Origin of the sequence: Ruminobacter sp. RM87, from assembly GCF_000701925.1 — a bacterium.
Lineage (GTDB): Bacteria > Pseudomonadota > Gammaproteobacteria > Enterobacterales > Succinivibrionaceae > Ruminobacter > Ruminobacter amylophilus.
In genome coordinates this window covers 23,594-38,612 of the sequence record NZ_JNKD01000017.1, presented here as the reverse complement: position 1 = coordinate 38,612, position 15,019 = coordinate 23,594, and the positions used below count along the sequence as shown (strand labels likewise).

Annotated in this window: 10 protein-coding genes; 6 read left to right on the top strand and 4 right to left on the bottom strand. The window is 40.7% G+C overall.

Annotation, left to right across the window (positions count from 1 at the left end; translation table 11 throughout):
• Positions 1-85: 85 nt before the first annotated feature.
• From T489_RS0105440 to T489_RS0105430, 3 genes are read right to left on the bottom strand one after another with little or no spacing between them, the layout of a single operon-like run.
• Positions 86-418 (bottom strand): hypothetical protein, encoded by a 333-nt coding sequence (locus T489_RS0105440; protein WP_031579037.1) that lies wholly within the window; start codon positions 416-418, stop codon positions 86-88.
• 46 nt (positions 419-464) lie between these two features.
• On the bottom strand, positions 465-1,112 hold the full coding sequence (locus T489_RS0105435; RefSeq protein WP_031579035.1) for a flavin reductase: 648 nt from the start codon (positions 1,110-1,112) through the stop codon (positions 465-467).
• 20 nt (positions 1,113-1,132) lie between these two features.
• Complete coding sequence (locus tag T489_RS0105430; protein ID WP_031579033.1) at positions 1,133-2,011, bottom strand: hypothetical protein; 879 nt, start codon at positions 2,009-2,011, stop codon at positions 1,133-1,135.
• A 296-nt stretch (positions 2,012-2,307) separates the two neighbouring features.
• Here T489_RS0105430 and bioD point away from each other — a divergent pair, with 296 nt between their 5' ends.
• From bioD to T489_RS0105410, 4 genes are all read left to right on the top strand, one after another.
• Positions 2,308-2,997, top strand: a complete 690-nt coding sequence (bioD, locus tag T489_RS0105425; protein WP_031579032.1) for a dethiobiotin synthase — start codon at positions 2,308-2,310, stop codon at positions 2,995-2,997.
• Positions 2,998-3,095: 98 nt separating this feature from the next.
• Complete coding sequence (gene htpX, locus T489_RS0105420) at positions 3,096-3,992, top strand: protease HtpX (protein ID WP_031579031.1); 897 nt, start codon at positions 3,096-3,098, stop codon at positions 3,990-3,992.
• Positions 3,993-4,154: 162 nt separating this feature from the next.
• On the top strand, positions 4,155-5,222 hold the full coding sequence (locus T489_RS0105415; RefSeq protein ID WP_031579030.1) for an FAD-binding protein: 1,068 nt from the start codon (positions 4,155-4,157) through the stop codon (positions 5,220-5,222).
• Positions 5,223-5,462: 240 nt separating this feature from the next.
• Positions 5,463-7,295: a vWA domain-containing protein gene (locus tag T489_RS0105410; protein WP_031579028.1), complete on the top strand. Its 1,833-nt coding sequence runs from the start codon at positions 5,463-5,465 to the stop codon at positions 7,293-7,295.
• A gap of 575 nt (positions 7,296-7,870) precedes the next feature.
• Here T489_RS0105410 and gap read toward each other — a convergent pair.
• Complete coding sequence (gene gap / locus T489_RS0105405; protein WP_031579027.1) at positions 7,871-8,884, bottom strand: type I glyceraldehyde-3-phosphate dehydrogenase; 1,014 nt, start codon at positions 8,882-8,884, stop codon at positions 7,871-7,873.
• Positions 8,885-10,249: 1,365 nt separating this feature from the next.
• Here gap and malQ point away from each other — a divergent pair.
• Both malQ and glgB read left to right on the top strand, forming a co-directional pair.
• Complete coding sequence (gene malQ / locus T489_RS0105400) at positions 10,250-12,448, top strand: 4-alpha-glucanotransferase (RefSeq protein ID WP_031579026.1); 2,199 nt, start codon at positions 10,250-10,252, stop codon at positions 12,446-12,448.
• Between the two features lie 377 nt (positions 12,449-12,825).
• On the top strand, positions 12,826-15,012 hold the full coding sequence (gene glgB / locus T489_RS0105395; RefSeq protein WP_031579025.1) for a 1,4-alpha-glucan branching protein GlgB: 2,187 nt from the start codon (positions 12,826-12,828) through the stop codon (positions 15,010-15,012).
• Positions 15,013-15,019: the final 7 nt, after the last annotated feature.

Here is a 15,019-nt window from a genome sequence, read left to right as displayed (position 1 = left end):
GTACGTGTGAAATCACAGCCTGTCCGTAAAAGGATACAGTTGCAGATTCCTGCGGAAGATATCAAACTTACAGGATTTAAATGTTCTAGAGGTGAAGAAATTCGATTAAGGAGGTCACACTGATGTTTTCGAAAAAACTGTTTCTGACTGCTTCCATAACGATTGACAGAATCATGCCTGCTGTGTTGCATATTATTGACGCGATACCGAGTGTGCCGGCCCTGTCTCTGGCGAAGCCGATAACTGACATGAACAGTGCGGCACCGGCCAGAATAACGGCATAACAGGTAAAAATGCCGGATATCATTGAAGCGATTCCCTCGGATAAACCGAATACAGTCCATCCACTTGTTTCTTTCGGTTCAGGCAGGGGAGTTTCTGTCAGGAAAGTGATTGAGTAATAAAAAAATAACTCCATAAGGTATGGAGTTATTTAATGAAAAGATTATCCGGAATGAATGTTATCAGTCCTTAACAAAGCATTCCTTGCTCATGCCGCACTGAGGACATACCCAGTCGTCAGGAAGTTCTTCGAAAGGAGTGTCTCCGTCATAGTGGTATCCGCATACACCGCAGGTATAGCTGTCTCCGGAAGCGGACATGCTTTGTCCTGAGAGACCTGAGGCGAAGGCTTTCTGTGTGGCTTCGACCAAATCCGTCTGGTAGTACCTGTAGGTCATAGGTTCTTCATTTCCGGTACCTTCGCAGGTATCCACCACCTCACAGCTCCATAGAATGTGGGTTGAAAGTTCAAGTTCGTGGAACACTTTTACCTTAAAGGAGCCGAGAGAGTGTTTTACCACCGGAATACCGTCAATCAGGTCATGTTCAACATTTTCCCATTTGTCTGCCGCAGCGGCACTCTGGTAACCGAAATTGGCAATGAGAGCAGGAGCTGCATGCTTTGGCAGAATGGATACGGTAAATTCTCTGGCATTGCGGATGCATCTGGTGGTGTATGATTTCTTGTTGGTACAGACTTCAACGCCGAGAGGAGTTACGGTAACCTGCATTAGTGCATCGACTATGCAGCCGCATTTCCTTCCGTTTTCGTCAATTACCCCGATAACGTATACCCCGTGGCTGATGTTTTTAAGAATATTGGCGTTCATTGATTTCCTCGTGTGTATGTTTAGTTATGTTTAATCCTAAAATAACAGCATGATTTATTGGGATTTACGTTGTAATAGAATACCACCAGTCCCATTTCAACCAGCATTATAAAAATAAGAGTGAGATATGATTCGTAAATGTCATCGAACTCAAAGGCAACACTTGCCAGAACAGGGAGCAGCAGAAGCATGACAACGGAAAATATGGTTCTCTGAAGAATGCGTCTTGCTATGTTTGGTGAAAATTTTCTGATTTTTTCTTTTGGAATGCAGATACGTTCTTTTTCCACTATCTTGGTCTTTTCCGGATGAGATGCATCAGGTGTTTCCGGCATCTCTGCCTTAATACCTGCAGAAACAGTCTTAGGATTCCTGGTTGATCTGGCCTGATTTTCCTGTTCTATATATTTGTTGAGATCCACCTTCGTTCCGATGGCAGGTATGCCTCTGATGATGAAGATAATACTGTTGTTGAATTTCGGTATGTGTGTACTAACCCTGATATCAGTCAGGGCTGTACAGCCTGCTTTTACGGCGGTATCAATCATCATGTCAAGAGCGTGTTCCTTGTTGGTGCTTTCTCCCACCAGTACGTAACTTTTTGAAAGTTCCGTGATTTTTAATTTCTGAATATCAGAAGATTTGCTGAGATAAAATCCGTTACGCTCGGTTGGAATCTGATTTCTGACAATACTGTCAACGTGTGCGTATTTTTTGAATAATCCCCGTTCACTGTTTGTATCGTCTTCACAGGGAGTGAAATCAACATCGTCGGATACCGAAAGCTTAAGACGCGGGTCGTAATCTTCCACTGTGAAGTAATATCGCTTGTCATCGTAACTGATGATCATTCCTTCCTTTTTTTTATCATTTGGAATTTTTACTATTATGCCAAGCATATAACGACCGCCTATTCAAAGTACCTTTGAGTATTTCCGGATGAATCTGTAAAACGGAAACCTCACTTTATCTATAATAAGAGATAATGAGACAAAACATAAAATAAAAGCAGAATTATTGTGTTTTGTTGTGATCTGTATGAGTAATAACCGAATTTTATTACCTGTTAATGTTGTATAAAAAAGATACAGTTATATTTTTACGCAATATTGAAAGCTGATTATGCTTTAAAAAAAGCAGATTCAGAATTATTATAGGCAGAATTTTAAAAAACAACCTTCAGGAAAATTAAAATATGGTCAAACAGCTTTTTATTACCGGTACCGATACTGATGCGGGAAAAACATTCTGTGCCTGCGTGCTTGCTAAAAAATTCAGGGAAGCAGGATTGCAGGTAAGACCTTATAAACCGATAGTGGCAGGTTTTGAAAATGGTCATAACGCTGATCTTGACAGTCATATCAGAGCATGTGGTTTGCCTCTCAAACCTCATGATATTACAACCTTTGCTTATCAGGAGGCTATAGCTCCGCATATCGCTGCAGAACATGAAAACAAACCTATAGATTTCAAGCAGCTCGACCTTGATCTGCACAAGGCTGTCAATTCCGGCGCTGATGTGGTGATTACGGAAGGAGCCGGTGGCTGGTTCCTTCCTGTGAGTAGCACTGCTGTTCTTCCTCAGTGGGATGCTCTTAAAAAAATGGAAATCATCATTGTGGTGGGGATGAAGCTGGGCTGCCTGAATCATGCTCTGATGACTGCAACTCTTCTTGATAATGAAGGTTTCAGGGTTGTTGGTTTCATAGCCAATACCACCGGACCGGAAAAGATGCCGTTTTATCAGGAAAATCTTGAAACACTTAAACAGATTATGCCTTGTCCGTTTATAGGCGAGGTGTTCTACAATGAGGAGCATGATTTCAGCAAAGCGTCTGAGACCATCGACCTCTCTGTTATAAATGCAGACTATGTCTGCTATTGATATCAGAAATGAAGATTGTGTAATCAAACATCTGGATAAATTTTGTATAATTTGAAAGTGATGTTTGATTCTGTTGATTTATAGTTATCGGAGGAAAAATGGGAGTCAGATTGTTTTTTTATTTTCTGACGGTCATTGCGATACTGATTGTCGGGGCTATAACCATCAGCATTATATGCAGTGCACTCGGTTATCCTTTAAACACTCAGGATCTGATGGTATGCATCGGATCAATGGCTGTCTACGGTATAGGCGGTTCTCTTGTAAGTCTTTTTGCTTCAAAAAGTTCGGTAATGCGCAGTATGAGAGTGCAACTTATTACCCAGCCTGAGAATGAAGGCGAAAAGTGGCTTGTGGATACCATTCGCAAGATTGCTGACAAGAAAGGATTGAAAATGCCGGACGTCGGTATTTATGATGCTCCTGAAATGAATGCTTTTGCCACCGGATGGAACAGGGATTCAGCTCTTGTTGCCGTTTCCACAGGACTTTTGAAAGCCATGAATCCGAAACAGGTTGAGGCAGTACTGGGTCATGAGCTGTCTCATGTTGACAATGGTGATATGGTAACACTTACTCTTGTTCAGGGTGTGGTAAACACTTTTGTACTTACTTTTTCAAGTATTGCAGCCTCAATTATTACAGCCGTAATGAATCAGGGAAAAAGTCAGAGCAGAGGTTCCGTAAGTTCAGGTATGGCCAATAATACACTGTTCTATGTTATGCAGACTCTCTTCGGATTCCTGGGTACTGCAGTGGTTATGTGGTTCTCCAGATACAGAGAATACAGAGCTGATGCCGGTTCTGCAGACGTCCTGGGGAAGGACAGCATGATTTCAGCACTGGAGGCACTTAAAGGTGATTCCAGTCCGGTTGTTAAAAAGAGCCGTGTAGTTAAAGCCCTCTGCATTAATTCACGTGATTTCGGTGAGCTGTTTATGACTCATCCTCCGTTGGATAAGAGAATCAAGGCACTGCAGGAAAGACCTAATTAGACTGCAGTTCTGTTCTGATATGGAAAGGGTGCTCCGTAAATTCGGAGCACCTTTTTTGTTGCCCTCTGTAAAGATCGTTACGTTTTAGGTACAGACTGTGACGTATCAGTATTATGACGTTTCTGTCTGGTTTATCATACGCGTGTTTAACGGAGGAAAATAATGGACAGTATGGTTTATGATGTTGCTATAGTAGGGCTGGGGCCTGCGGGATCTACTCTGGCCAGAATGCTTAACAAGGATGTAAAAGTCATTGCTTTTGATAAAAAGAATGACAGAGATGACAGCTTTAAAAAACCATGCGGAGGACTGCTGGCTCCTGATGCTCAGAAGAATTTTGCCATGTTCGGAATGACTCTTCCAAAGGATATACTTGTCGATCCTCAGATTTTCTCCGTAAAAACCATAGACCTTAAAACAGGTATTCTGAGGCATTACCAGAGGCCATACGTCAATATGGATCGTCATCGTTTTGATTTGTGGCTGAAATCCCTGATTCCTGAAAATGTTGAAGTTCATGATTCAGTTACCTGTTCCTCTGTTGTAAAAGCAGGTAATGTTTATGAAATTACCGTCACCGAAAACAAAGTGAAAAACATTTACAGAGCGAAATACATAGTGGGTGCTGACGGTGCAAACTCTCTGGTAAGAAGGAGCCTGTTTCCTAATCATAAAATAGATACCTATACTTCTGTACAGCAGTGGTTTCACGACAGACACAGCCGACCCTTTTATGCGTGTATCTTTGATGAAGAACTTACTGACTGCTATGCATGGGGATTATCCAAGAATGAGTACTTTATTTTCGGAGGTGCCTATCCGGTCAGGAATTCACGCGAGCGTTTTGAAAAAATGAAGGAAAAGCTTCGTGATTACGGATTCATTCTGGATAATCCGGTTAAAACTGAAGCATGCATGGTTTTGTCTCCGTCTTCTCCCCGGCAGCTGTGTCCTGGAGACGGACACTGCATGATGATAGGTGAGGCGGCGGGATTCATAAGTCCGTCTTCTCTTGAAGGATTGAGCTATGCTTTTGAAAGTGCATACAAGTTAAGCAGGCTGTTTAACGAAAGAAAGGAATTCACGGCGAGAGATTACCGTAAGTCGGTAAGGACACTGCGGTTCAGATTAACTCTTAAAATGATTAAACAGCATTTTATTATGGGAGCGTTTTTAAGAAAGATGGTAATGAAGTCCGGTATCAGTTCATTTGAAGTAATAGATGATTAAAAGGAATAATAAATTTTTCACTATACATGATCTTTTTTAATCAAAAAATTTTAAATTGTCTAATTACTGTACAAACAGTGTAAAAACTATAATTAAGATATTGTATATCTAAAAAATAGATGTATTATATCTTTCGTGACCTGACATGTTCAGGTTACAAAATACCTGGAATATAATCCGGTGACATGTAATTTAGAAAGAAGTGTTTGATAGGCAGTAATTTAGTAGAAAGGTAACATCATGAAGGTGAATAAAGGTGCACTCCCTCTGATTATGGGAAATTATGCAAGTAACTTCGGAATCAATCTATATATGTACGGTTCTTCCGCATACACTGACGGAAAGAACATTACCATTCCAAGACTTAACCTTGACGATGCCGATGAGATGGATATGGCATTCGGTTATGTTGCACATGAATGCGGTCACGTAAGATACAGTGATTTTAATGTTATTCATTCAGCATATGACAGGTCTACCGCTCTGGCTCTTCTGTTTAATGCACTTGAGGATTCCAGAATTGAGGCTCTGCAGATGAAAAACTGGCCGGGACTTCAGAAAACTTTCAATCATATCATTTCCAAACTGGACAGTACTCTCTGCAGTTATCTTAAAAGATGCAGAAATAAGGTGAGTCTGATTACCACATTCTTTGACTGTTCAAACAGATTTCACTGTCTGCATCAGCCTTCCGGAAACAGTCTCAAAGCCGCCAGAATGAAGCTGAAAAAAATACTTCCGGAAGCTCTTATTACCGCACTGGAGGAAAAGGCCTGGTCATCCGTTAACTGCAGAAATTCCGAGGAAGTATTCAGTTTAAGCAGGGACATCATGAGTGTTCTTATCAAGAGTTTTGAGCTTCTCAATAAGGAATATGAACGTAAATCCGAGGAAAAGAAATTTGCCGGCAGTGATGACCTTGCTGATGATATGGATGCTGATAAATTCCTTAGGGGAGACCGTCAGGAGGATTCACTTGATCTGATGATTTCAGGACTCAGAAGAATTTCCGTAAACGAGCTTGTTGCAGGCAGTGTACCCAACGATGAGGATATCAGTGCGGCCGGTATGAACGAATACGAGAAGATTATCAGCAGCATCAATGGTGAAAACGGCAGACAGTTGTCAGGCAAAACAAGGCTGAAGGCACAGAAGGACATGGTGAAGATAATCTCCAAAATGAAGGAGCCCGTTACCATAAATGAATATTCGAGAGCTGACAGCAGACAGCCGTCTCTGGCATCAGTAATCGAGGATTGTTCTGCGGGTTCAAAATCTGCCGTGGATATAGGTTCACTGGTTTCACGCAATTCAGAGCCTGCAAAAACTCTTTCGCTGTATAAGAAGGTGCTTTCCGACAATTCTCTGCGTTCAAACATATCTCAGCTTGTGAAAGGGTATGAGGACTGGCATTTCGGTGCAACATCAAGCGGTAAGACGCTTGATATAAGACGTTATCAGTACACTTCAGGAGGAAAACTAAGTGACAATGTCTTTAAAAAGAAGATGCCTAAAAAAGCCTTAAACACCAGCGTACATCTGCTGGTGGATATTTCAGGCTCTATGAACCGTCCCTGTCAGGAGGGGAGTTCAACAACCCGTTCTCAGGTTGCAAATCATCTGGCTCTGTCTATGGCAATGTCTCTTGAAAGCGTGCGTAATGTTGATAACAGGGTGATTTATTTCCCGGGTAACTATTGTGAATATGAAGAAGTTTATCACAGCGGACAGCCTCTGGTGGAAAGGGCAACATACTTCGATCTCGCACCGAGAGGATGTACTCCGCTGGCTCAGGCTCTGATGTATTCCATGAGCCAGATGCCTAGTGTGGATAAATATCATCGTAACATCATAATAGTTATTACGGACGGTGAGCCTGATAACTTCAGTTTCGCAAGACAGATGCTGGAGAAGGCTAAGGAACAGAGTATAGAGGTATATGCTCTGAGAGTGTCCCCTCAGCGTGAAAAGTTAAGAGATCTGTTTGAAGAAAGCGTGGACATTCAGGAAGCGTCTGAGCTCCCGACGGCTCTGACAACTCTTCTGGCTGACAAGGTATTTAACTATAACTGATAGTATCAGCTATCCTTAAAAGTCTTCACCTGTATATCTGACCCAAGTATTCCATTGTTGTAATGTTGAAACAATCATGAGTCAGCGAGAATGCAGGTGAACGCTTTTTTGTTTTAATGAATAATAAACTCAGACTTAGCATAAAGCATATACAATATACGGCATTTATGATTTTCAGGTAAATCAACATTCTTCAGACTGGATGATAAACGGTTAAAACCATAATGGAGCGGTCACTATCTGTTGTGCGCAGCCTGATATTTCAATACAGTGAACCTCTCATCAAATCAATAGTTATATAAAAGACTTATTTAAATACACGTAGTGCTGGTCAGCCATGACCATAACCTTTTCTAATATATGCATGACAGTACAGAGCTCAATTGCGGAGCTTAAGGTGTTCGGCATGATTCATTACGAGGTTACAGAATGTGGTGAAAGCAGGCAGGGCTGGTACCATTTATCCTGTTTCATTTTGAACAGCAGGGGAGGAATAAGAATAATCGGGACAAAAAAAGGGAGTTTAAAAAACTCCCTTTTCATAATGAATTTTAGTTACTAACTAAAAGTTCAAATTAACCGTTAACCTTCTTCATGTGAGCGATTAATTCGAGAACCTTGTTAGAGTAACCGATTTCGTTATCGTACCAAGATACAACCTTAACGAAAGTATCAGTTAAAGCGATACCAGCCTTAGCGTCGAAAATAGAGGTACGGGTGTCGCCTAAGAAGTCTGAAGATACAACAGCTTCATCAGTGAAACCTAAAACGCCCTTTAATTCGCCTTCAGAAGCAGCCTTCATAGCAGCAACGATTTCGTCGTACTTAGCTGGCTTAGCGAGGTTAACAGTTAAGTCAACTACAGAAACGTCAAGGGTAGGAACACGCATTGACATACCGGTTAACTTACCGTTGAGTTCAGGGATAACCTTACCTACAGCCTTAGCAGCACCGGTAGATGAAGGGATGATGTTACCAGCAGCAGCACGACCACCTCTCCAGTCCTTTAATGATGGACCGTCAACAGTCTTCTGAGTAGCAGTGGTAGAGTGAACGGTGGTCATTAAACCATCCTTGATGCCCCACTTGTCGTTTAAAACCTTAGCGATAGGAGCTAAACAGTTAGTAGTACATGAAGCGTTAGATACGAACTGAGTACCCTTTACGTACTTGTCGAAGTTTACGCCACATACGAACATTGGGGTGTCGTCCTTTGAAGGAGCAGACATAACTACGTACTTAGCACCAGCGTTGATGTGAGCCTGAGCCTTTTCCTTAGTTAAGAAGATACCAGTTGATTCAACAACGTATTCAGCACCAACTTCGTCCCACTTTAAGTTGTTAGGGTCCTTTTCAGCAGTAACGCGAACCTTCTTACCGTTAACGATAAGGAGATTGTTTTCTACGTCAGCTTCGATAGTACCATTGAAAGCACCGTGCATGGTGTCGTACTTTAACATGTAAGCTAAGTAGTCAACTGGGCAAAGATCGTTGATTGCAACAATTTCGATGTCATCACGAGTCTGAGCAGCGCGGAAAACGAAACGACCGATACGGCCAAAACCGTTAATACCAACTTTGATAGTCATATTATTTAATACCTAAAATGTGTTTAATGAAATAATCCTGATAACGTCATACGTTAAGAAGCACGTAAACATTATCAAAGACTGAAAAAAAGCTTACCGCTTAAGTTGTCAGTATTATAGATTAATTCTTAATTTTAGACAACATTTTTCAAACTTTTGCAATGTATGTGAGTATTGTCTAATAATAAAGGTTTGATATTTAAATTATCGTACGTTTTTGTACAAATAGTTGAAGAGTCTAATGGTTAAAAATTAATCAAATGATTCTGCTCATACCGGAAAATAAAAAATATTATCAATTTTCAGAATATTTGCACGGTTGAGAATTGTTTTTGCTGTTTTAATCTTCCGGAAATCTGATTCCTATATTAATGTACAGATTCATCCATTTCTGTCGTGTCTGTGAAGCAGTCATAACCCAGGCGTCATATTCCTGACAGGAAGATTGTTTTGTTCTAACTGGATTCTCATTTTGGAGACGAGGACATAATTAAAATGAGGAAGTTTTTGTTTTACTAAAGAATAATGAAGAGAGGTGTGGAATTTATTATTCAATAATGATGTCTGAACTTTCTGACACTGAATGACTGGCAGGTACGTCAATAATTAATGAAAATACAATTTTATAAATAAAAACATTCTAACGAAAAAAGTTTGTTATTGTTGGATGACATAATCGGTTGAACCTCTTTTTCACAAACGAAAAATAAGACCTGTTTACCGGAAACGAGACAGGAAAACGATTTTCATAATTGAGGACTCAGCCTGAATTTGATTTTAATTTCTTTATATACCTATGTAGTTTGATGTTGTAAAGAAATACAAGATAATCATCTGAAATGTCAGATATTATAATATAAAAGACTATATTTTATATTGATTGTTTTTATTCTTTGATTTTTACTGAAATTGATAAAATTTATTCATTTCCGGTGTCTTACGTTCAAATTTTTACCGGATTAAACCGGTGGTTTTTGGTCGAATTTTCATCAAAAACGTTAAAAACGTGACTGTATTCAAAAAGTTTGAAAAATAATTTAGGAAAAATTCAGAATTTTTGAAAATTCATAACTTCGTGGTTTTGAAGGATTTTCATATTTTTTATTGTATTAAATTCTTATTCAAAAAGATGTTTTGTATCTAAATAAATATTAATTAACTTTACCTGGTAACGGTTTCTTAAAAAATAAAAATTTCAAATTACATAGTATAGTATATATATCAGTAATAATTATATTGTATTTATTTATGAATTTTTGCTAAAAAAATGAAAGTAAATATTAAAATTTAACTAACAATTTTTCTCTTTTCTGATAAAATATTACCCATTAACAAATGATAACCTATTTTAGTTGGGAATATTATATGGCTAATCTAATTGAACAAATTGCTTATGCTCGCGGTATCGCCAGTGAATACATTGACGCAAGCGGTCAGAAAGTAATTATCTCTGATGAGTGCAAACTTCAGTGTCTCAAGGCTCTCGGTTACAATGTTGATGACCAGGAAGCTCTTGCTGAACAGTACAATGCAGAACAGGATGCTTTATTCGTAAGCGGTACTGAACCTGTATTCGTTACTACTGAAAACAAAGCAATTGAAATCACTGTAAGACTTACAGATAATGAATCAAACAATGAGATTGAGTATCTTGTTGTTCAGGAAGATGGCGTTAAGTGTCAGGGTAAATTCTACATTGATAAGGGTACCCGTGCGTATTCTCGCACTGTTAACGGTGTTGAGTACGTTGAATATAAGACTAACTTAATCGTTGCTTTACCATTAGGTTATCATGATGTAACTTTCAAGACCTGCGAAAGAACATTTGAACCAATGCGTCTTATTATTTGCCCCCGTTCATGCTACAAGCCGGAAGAAATTCTTGCAGGTAACAAGGTATGGGGTCCAAGTGTACAGTTATATGCATTAAGATCTGAAAAGAACTGGGGTATCGGTGACTTCGGTGACCTCAAGGATCTCATTATTAATCTTGCTGAAAACGGTGCTGGTTTCGTAGGCGTTAACCCAATTCATGCTGCTTATCCGTCTAATCCGGAATCAGCAAGCCCATACAGCCCTTCATCACGCAGATGGCTCAACGTAATCTACATCAATCCTGAAAATACCTTCGAATTCAAGAACAACGAATCTGCTCAGAAGCTTGTTCATTCTTCAGAATTCCAGAAGAAGCTCAGTGAATTACGTAAGGTAGACTACGTTAACTATACTGAAGTTATGAAGCTTAAGCTTGAAGTTCTGCGTAAGCTCTTTGAAGAACAGAAGGCTCTGTTCGACAACCGTACCATCAGAGGTAAGGCTTATGCCAAGTTCAAGGAAAATGGCGGTGAATCATTAAGAGCTATGGCTCTCTACGATGCAATCATGGCTCACTTCTACTCTAACGGCGAGAACGCTTGGGGATGGCCGGTATGGAGAGACGGATTCAGAAGATACAGTGATCCAATCGCTCAGGAATGGGCAAACTTACATGACGTAGACCTGGAATTCTACATTTACCTCCAGTTCCTTGCTGACGAACAGCTCGAAGCTGCTCATCAGGCTGCAAAGGACAGCAACATGGCAGTAGGTATCTATCGTGACCTCGCTGTAGGTGTTTCTGAAGGTTCAGAAGAAATCTGGGCTAACGGTAATCTTTACTGCGTGAAGGCTTCTGTTGGTGCTCCACCTGATCCTTTAGGACCTTTAGGACAGAACTGGGGTTTACCTCCAATGGATCCTAAGAAGCTGGTTGAAAACCGCTACCAGCCAATCATTGATCTGTTCAGATCAAACATGCAGCACTGCGGTTCATTACGTATTGACCATGCCATGTCATTACTCCGCCTCTGGTGGGTACCGCCTGCAGCATCAGCCAAGCAGGGTGTTTACGTGTACTATCGCGTACATGATCTCGTTGGTATTCTTGCTCTTGAATCTCAGCGTAACAAGTGTCTCATCATTGGTGAAGACTTAGGTACCGTACCATACGAAATGAAAGCTATTCTCCGTGATGCAGGTATTCACTCATACAAGATCTTCTTCTGGGAAAAGAGTGAAACCGACGGCGGCTTCATTTCTCCAAAGGATTACGTTGAACAGGCTATGAGTGCTCTGTCTACCCATGATATGCCAACCATTGAAGGCTGGTGGAGTCACAGTGACCTTACTCTCGGCAAGCAGCTCGGTCTTTATGACGATGCCGCTGTTCAGGCTATCGGTAATGCACGTACTGAAGACCAGCAGCGTATTCTTGACAGTCTGCACTGGCATGGTGTTATCTCTGACAAGGTTTCAAGAGATGCTCACAACTGCCCGATGACTAAGGAATTACGTGACGGCATGCAGGTTCACATGTGTCTCGGCAACTGCGCACTGTTCAGTACTCAGATTGAAGACTGGTTAGGCATGGACAAGCCTGTAAATGTTCCTGGAACTTCTAACGAATATCCAAACTGGAGACGTAAGATTTCCAAGAACATCAGCGACGTGTTCAACAACCGTGAAATCAAGTCTCTCCTGAAGAAGATGACTGAAGCAAGACTCAAGGCAAGCAACAGAATGTAATTCTGTCTGAAGTCTGAATGAAAATAAACGGGAGTGTAAAAGCATTCCCGTTTTTTTTATGTAAAAATCGTATTTTTAATCGAGTCCGGATATGTTGCATTAAATGCGATTAACTGAAAATCGTTTTCATTAAAAAATGTTCAAATTATTATTGTAAATTAAATGATCTATCCGACATTATTAGATAATTTACAACATAATTTTTTTTAAAAATGTAATAATCAGAAAAAGGTTATTAATACTATAAATACTGATTTTTATAATACGACGGCAGGTCTTTCGGTTTTTACTGGAAAACCGCTCTGGTATTATGCAGGGTTTTTGATATCTGATTTTAAAACTATAAAGCAATATTGCTAAGAAACTAAGGAACACTAATGCTTATTGATGATTTGAATAATGCCAGCTTGGCAAGACCTTTTGAAACTTTTGGTTTACAAAAGAATCCTGAAGGTCAGAATGGCTTCTTTCTTCGCACCTGGCTTCCAGGTGCCATCAGCGTAGACGTTAAGTCAATCGATGGCAAGAAGAAACTTGGTACTATGGCCAGAGTGGAAGAAGACGGTCTTTTTGAGCTGAACTTCCCTAACGCAGACAAGGAATTCAATTATTTGTTTGATGTTCAGTATCAGGATTCAAAGATTCAGGTAATTGATCCGTATCAGTTCCGTAACGAAGCCTACGCAGGTCTTTCTACCATGCGCAATGAAGCTGCGAACCTGTATCGTACAATGGGTGCACAGCTGGTTGAAATCGAAGTTGAAGGCGTAAAGATCAAGGGTGTTCGTTTCGCTGTTTATGCACCTTCTGCAAGTAACGTCAGCGTAATCGGTGACTTTAACTTCTGGGATGGCCGTCGTCATCCTATGCAAAGAAGCTTAATGGGTGAATGGGTTCTGTTCGTTCCAGGTCTCGGTGAAGGCGAACGTTATAAGTATGAACTCAAGGATCCGTTCGGTAATCGCCTGCCTCACAAGGCTGACCCTGTTGGTTTCTATGCTGAACAGTATCCTTCATTTGCATCTGTTGTTTATGATCAGACCCGTTACAAGTGGAATGACGCAGCATGGGTTGAAAGTCAGAAGAATGACAAGCTCAAGCAGGCTATCAGTATTTATGAACTTCATTTTGCATCATGGAAGCGTCACGAAAACGGTGACAGCTTAAGCTATCGTGAAATGGCTGATGAACTGATTCCATATGTTAAGGAAATGGGGTATACCCACATCGAACTGCTTCCTATCATGGAACATCCGTTCTCAGGTTCATGGGGGTATCAGCCTGTAGGTCTGTTCTCTCCAACCAGCAGATTCGGTACTGCTGATGATTTCAAGTACTTTGTTGATCAGTGTCACCAGAACGGCATCGGTGTTATTCTTGACTGGGTTCCTGCTCACTTCCCTTCAGATTCACACGGTCTTGCACGTTTCGACGGTACTCCGTTATATGAATACGAAGATCCTCGCCGCGGCTGGCATCCTGACTGGAACTCATACATTTATGACTTCGGTCGTGACACCGTTCGTCAGTTCCTTGTAGCAAGTGCTCTCGTATGGCTTGATTACTACCATGTAGATGGTTTACGCGTTGACGCAGTAGCTTCAATGCTTTACTGGGACTACTCACGTAAGGCAGGCGAATGGGTTCCTAACGTAGACGGCGGTAACCACAACTATGAAGCAATAAGCCTGTTAAGATGGTTCAACGAAGAAGTTTACAAGAACTATCCTCAGTGCATGACCATCGCTGAAGAATCTACCGCATTCGCTGGTGTTTCACGTCCAACCTATACCGGAGGTCTCGGTTTCGGCTTCAAGTGGAACATGGGCTGGATGCACGATACCATTGAATACATGAAGAAGGATCCTATCTATCGTAAGTATCATCACAGCGAAATGACCTTCTCCATGATTTATGCTTATGATGAAAACTTCATCCTTTCAATTTCTCATGATGAAGTTGTACACGGTAAGCTTTCTATGCTCTACAAGATGCCTGGTGATGAATGGCAGCAGGCAGCCAACTTAAGAGCTTATATGGGCTATATGTATGCTCACCCTGGTAAGAAGCTTAACTTCATGGGTACAGAATTTGCACAGACAGCAGAATGGAACCATGACAGCCAGCTGCAGTGGTGGTTACTCCAGTTCGATAAGCATAAGGGCCAGAAGAAGCTTATCCAGGACTTAAACGCTATGTATAAGTCTGAACCAGCTCTGTATAACGCTGATTATGACAAGAGTGGTTTCATGTGGCTGGATCACAGCGATTACCAGAACAGTATTTTCGCTTTAATGCGCAGAGATGCCAACGGTGAAAATCCTATTATTGTTGTAAGTAATTTCACTCCTACAACTCATGAACAGTATCGTCTGGGTGTTCCAACTACCGGTAAATATAAGGTTATCTTAAATACAGACAGTAAGTACTACTGGGGTAGTGATTACGATCTCGGCGGCCTTGAATTTGAAGCATCTGATGTTTCATGGCATGGTCAGTATCACTCAATCGTCTTAAATCTCCCTCCACTTGCTACTGTCTTTATTAAGCGTATAGGAGATTAATTTATCT

What these genes read in the sequence shown, in the direction of transcription:
- glgB (WP_031579025.1), top strand. Translation starts at nt 12,826, where the DNA reads ATGCTTATTGATGATTTGAATAATGCCAGCTTGGCAAGACCTTTTGAA.
- T489_RS0105435 (WP_031579035.1), bottom strand. Translation starts at nt 1,112, where the DNA reads ATGAACGCCAATATTCTTAAAAACATCAGCCACGGGGTATACGTTATC.
- gap (WP_031579027.1), bottom strand. Translation starts at nt 8,884, where the DNA reads ATGACTATCAAAGTTGGTATTAACGGTTTTGGCCGTATCGGTCGTTTC.
- bioD (WP_031579032.1), top strand. Translation starts at nt 2,308, where the DNA reads ATGGTCAAACAGCTTTTTATTACCGGTACCGATACTGATGCGGGAAAA.
- htpX (WP_031579031.1), top strand. Translation starts at nt 3,096, where the DNA reads ATGGGAGTCAGATTGTTTTTTTATTTTCTGACGGTCATTGCGATACTG.
- malQ (WP_031579026.1), top strand. Translation starts at nt 10,250, where the DNA reads ATGGCTAATCTAATTGAACAAATTGCTTATGCTCGCGGTATCGCCAGT.
- T489_RS0105410 (WP_031579028.1), top strand. Translation starts at nt 5,463, where the DNA reads ATGAAGGTGAATAAAGGTGCACTCCCTCTGATTATGGGAAATTATGCA.
- T489_RS0105415 (WP_031579030.1), top strand. Translation starts at nt 4,155, where the DNA reads ATGGACAGTATGGTTTATGATGTTGCTATAGTAGGGCTGGGGCCTGCG.
- T489_RS0105430 (WP_031579033.1), bottom strand. Translation starts at nt 2,011, where the DNA reads ATGCTTGGCATAATAGTAAAAATTCCAAATGATAAAAAAAAGGAAGGA.
- T489_RS0105440 (WP_031579037.1), bottom strand. Translation starts at nt 418, where the DNA reads ATGGAGTTATTTTTTTATTACTCAATCACTTTCCTGACAGAAACTCCC.